Origin of the sequence: Marinomonas balearica (genome assembly GCF_004362145.1) — a bacterium.
GTDB lineage: Bacteria > Pseudomonadota > Gammaproteobacteria > Pseudomonadales > Marinomonadaceae > Marinomonas > Marinomonas balearica.
In genome coordinates, this window is sequence record NZ_SNXC01000007.1 from 1 (window position 1) to 2,696 (window position 2,696).

A 2,696-nucleotide genomic window follows, 5' to 3' on the forward strand; every position below is an offset into this window, starting at 1 on the left:
TTGCATTTTCGATAATGACAACATTGAATCTTTATCAGATTCCGAAGCTTCGATAATTCTCATTTCACATAACATTTTATTAATAGGCATGCTCAACCGCACAGGTATGATTTTTACCCTACCTCTAACACTCTGACCTAAATAGAGTTTTAGCCTTTCGGAAAAACCGTGCCATGTCGACGGGCATGCGTCTATGTATTTTTCGGTATGGCACACTATTTCGGCCATTCATTCACTATATGCCTGATATTAGTACACTTTCTAACAGCATGGTATACGAACCGAGAAAGTGAATTTAATTCACCTCGGAAATAGTGTGCCATTTTTGAGATAAGGCAAAAATAGACTGCATATAAGCGCAGTTTTTTGATTTTAATAGAGGTTTTGAAAGCTCTTCCTAGGTTGCAAGATGCGATCTATGAGTCACATTAAAAAGAGTACAATGTAAACCAAGGTGAGATATCTGCACCCCAGTTTAAGAAGCAGTACATTTATGAACTTTCGATTCATTTTGTTTCTACACTGAAAGACCTCCTTTTAATCTCCCCCGCTAATTTTCTTTTTGATAGCGGGGGAGAGACAGTTCCAGTTACCCTCCTATCGCGGTGCCTTCGCGCCTTGGGTCGGCAGCGCCTTCGAGTTGGCCATCATCGGTTATGCGAATAGCATGTAGGCCGGAGTTGAGGTCTCGTATGTTGACTTTAAAGCCCATTGTTTCCAATGCCGCTTTATGACGTTCTGCATCCGTGCCTTTTTCTAAGTCCATTGTTCCGAAGCGGTTCAATATGTGCGGTAAGTTGATCGCCGACTGGATATCCATTCCCCATTGCGTATGCGCGATGATGGATTGCGCAACGTAGCCAATAATACGGCTGCCACCCGGCGACCCAATCGCCATGTAAGGTTTTCCATTCTTCATGATAATGGTCGGTGACATGGAAGAACGCGGACGCTTTCCGGGTTCTAAACGGTTAGCAATAGGGCGGCCTTCTTTATCATGACTTTTAAACGAAAAGTCGGTTAGTTCGTTATTTAGTAGAAAACCATTGGTCATTAAACGCGACCCAAAGCCATTTTCGATTGTGGTAGTGATTGAGACGACGTTACCGTCTTTGTCCACGACATTAAAATGACTGGTAGACGGAAGCTCAATGGCAATGTCGTCACCGAGTGTCGTGGCGTATTGCCAAGGTGGTGAACCTGCGGCGACTGAATCCAAGGCGGTTTTGGGTGTAATTTGATTGGCACGGCTCGCTAAGTAGTTTGTGTCGAGCAAGCCTGCGGTTGGCATGGGTACATAGTCTTCATCTGCCATATAACGACCTCGGTCAGCGAATGCGAGGCGCGATGCATCCCCCAATACTTGCCAAGATTCCGCGGCATCTGGCCCCCATTCATTTAAGGGAAACGCAGAAGTTAAGCCTAAAATTTGTCCGATGGTGAGCGCGCCAGAACTCGGAGGTCCCATGCCGCACACATCGTATTGCTGATAGGCAACGCACACAGGGGAGCGCTCTTTTATTTGATAGCTGTCGAAATCGATTTGAGACAATACGCCAGGATTCCCCGGTGCGCTCTGAACGGTCTCTATAATATCTTGTGCAATTTTGCCTTTATAAAACGCATCGGCTCCGTCCGCCGCGATGCGCCTTAAGGTCGCCGCGTAGTCAGGATTCTTAAGTAGCGTGCCTTGTTGTTTTGGCTCGCCCTTTTCATCGAAGAAGTAGGCTTTGGTTTCAGGGAAGCGAGATAGGCGCTTACTATCTTTAGTAATGAGCGTCGCGAGTCTAGGGCTGATTTCGAATCCCGATTCCGCACGTTTCGCAATGGGTTCAATGAGATCCGACCACGCGAGTTTTCCGTACTTTTGGTGAGTGTCCCACAATAACTTTAAGGTACCGGGCGTACCGACTGAACGCCCCCCAACCACTGCATCGTAAAATTTCAGTGGTTCGCCATTTTCATTTTGAAAAAGGCGTGGCGTCGCCGCATTAGGTGCGGTTTCCCGTCCATCAAAGGTTGTCAATTTGTTGGCGTTTGCATCCCAGTAGACTAAAAAGGCGCCACCACCAATACCAGAAGATTGCGGCTCCACAAGGCCGAGCATCAATTGAATTGCCACCATGGCGTCAATCGCACTGCCACCTTTTTGAATAACGTCAGCCCCAGCTTGACTCGCTATTGGGTTAGCCGCTGTGACCATCCAGTCATTTGAGATATTAAGTTGCGTTGAATGAACGCCACTGCTGTGTTCTGGTGCGACAGCATCAGCGGCTTGATTTGCCCATGTGTAATGACTTACGGATAATGCAGCACAAATGATGGAAAGTGATCGCGAAAGGGTTTGTTGGCTCATCTTCTACTCCCTGATTCAAACCTGTCAGTTAAAAATTTCTATCAGCCATAGAAGCAAGCTCCAAGCCAACTGTGAAATTTGGTTATGATAGATTGTACATACCGTCCCAATAAGTGTGTCTAACGAAGGGTTATAGGCCTTTTCAATCCCCTTTAAACCAGCCTTCGACAGGCTCTGGGAGCGAATTAGTCTCTTGTTTCTTGTCTCAAACTAAGGATTCAGGACTTCAGTCAGGATTGCGTATCTCAGAAACGAGAAAAGCCCTGACCATTTCTGATCAGGGCTTTCTGTATTAGAAGCTTGACGACGACCTACTCTCACATGGGATCCCCCACACTAC

General features: G+C 46.6%; 2 protein-coding genes. Both read right to left on the reverse strand.

Annotation, left to right across the window (positions count from 1 at the left end; all coding sequences use genetic code 11):
- Positions 1-228 (reverse strand): hypothetical protein (locus DFP79_RS17945; RefSeq protein ID WP_208111380.1); only part of this gene is annotated, 228 nt, incomplete at its 3' end.
- Positions 229-589: 361 nt separating this feature from the next.
- Complete coding sequence (ggt, locus tag DFP79_RS01690) at positions 590-2,356, reverse strand: gamma-glutamyltransferase (RefSeq protein ID WP_208111381.1); 1,767 nt, start codon at positions 2,354-2,356, stop codon at positions 590-592.
- Positions 2,357-2,696: the final 340 nt, after the last annotated feature.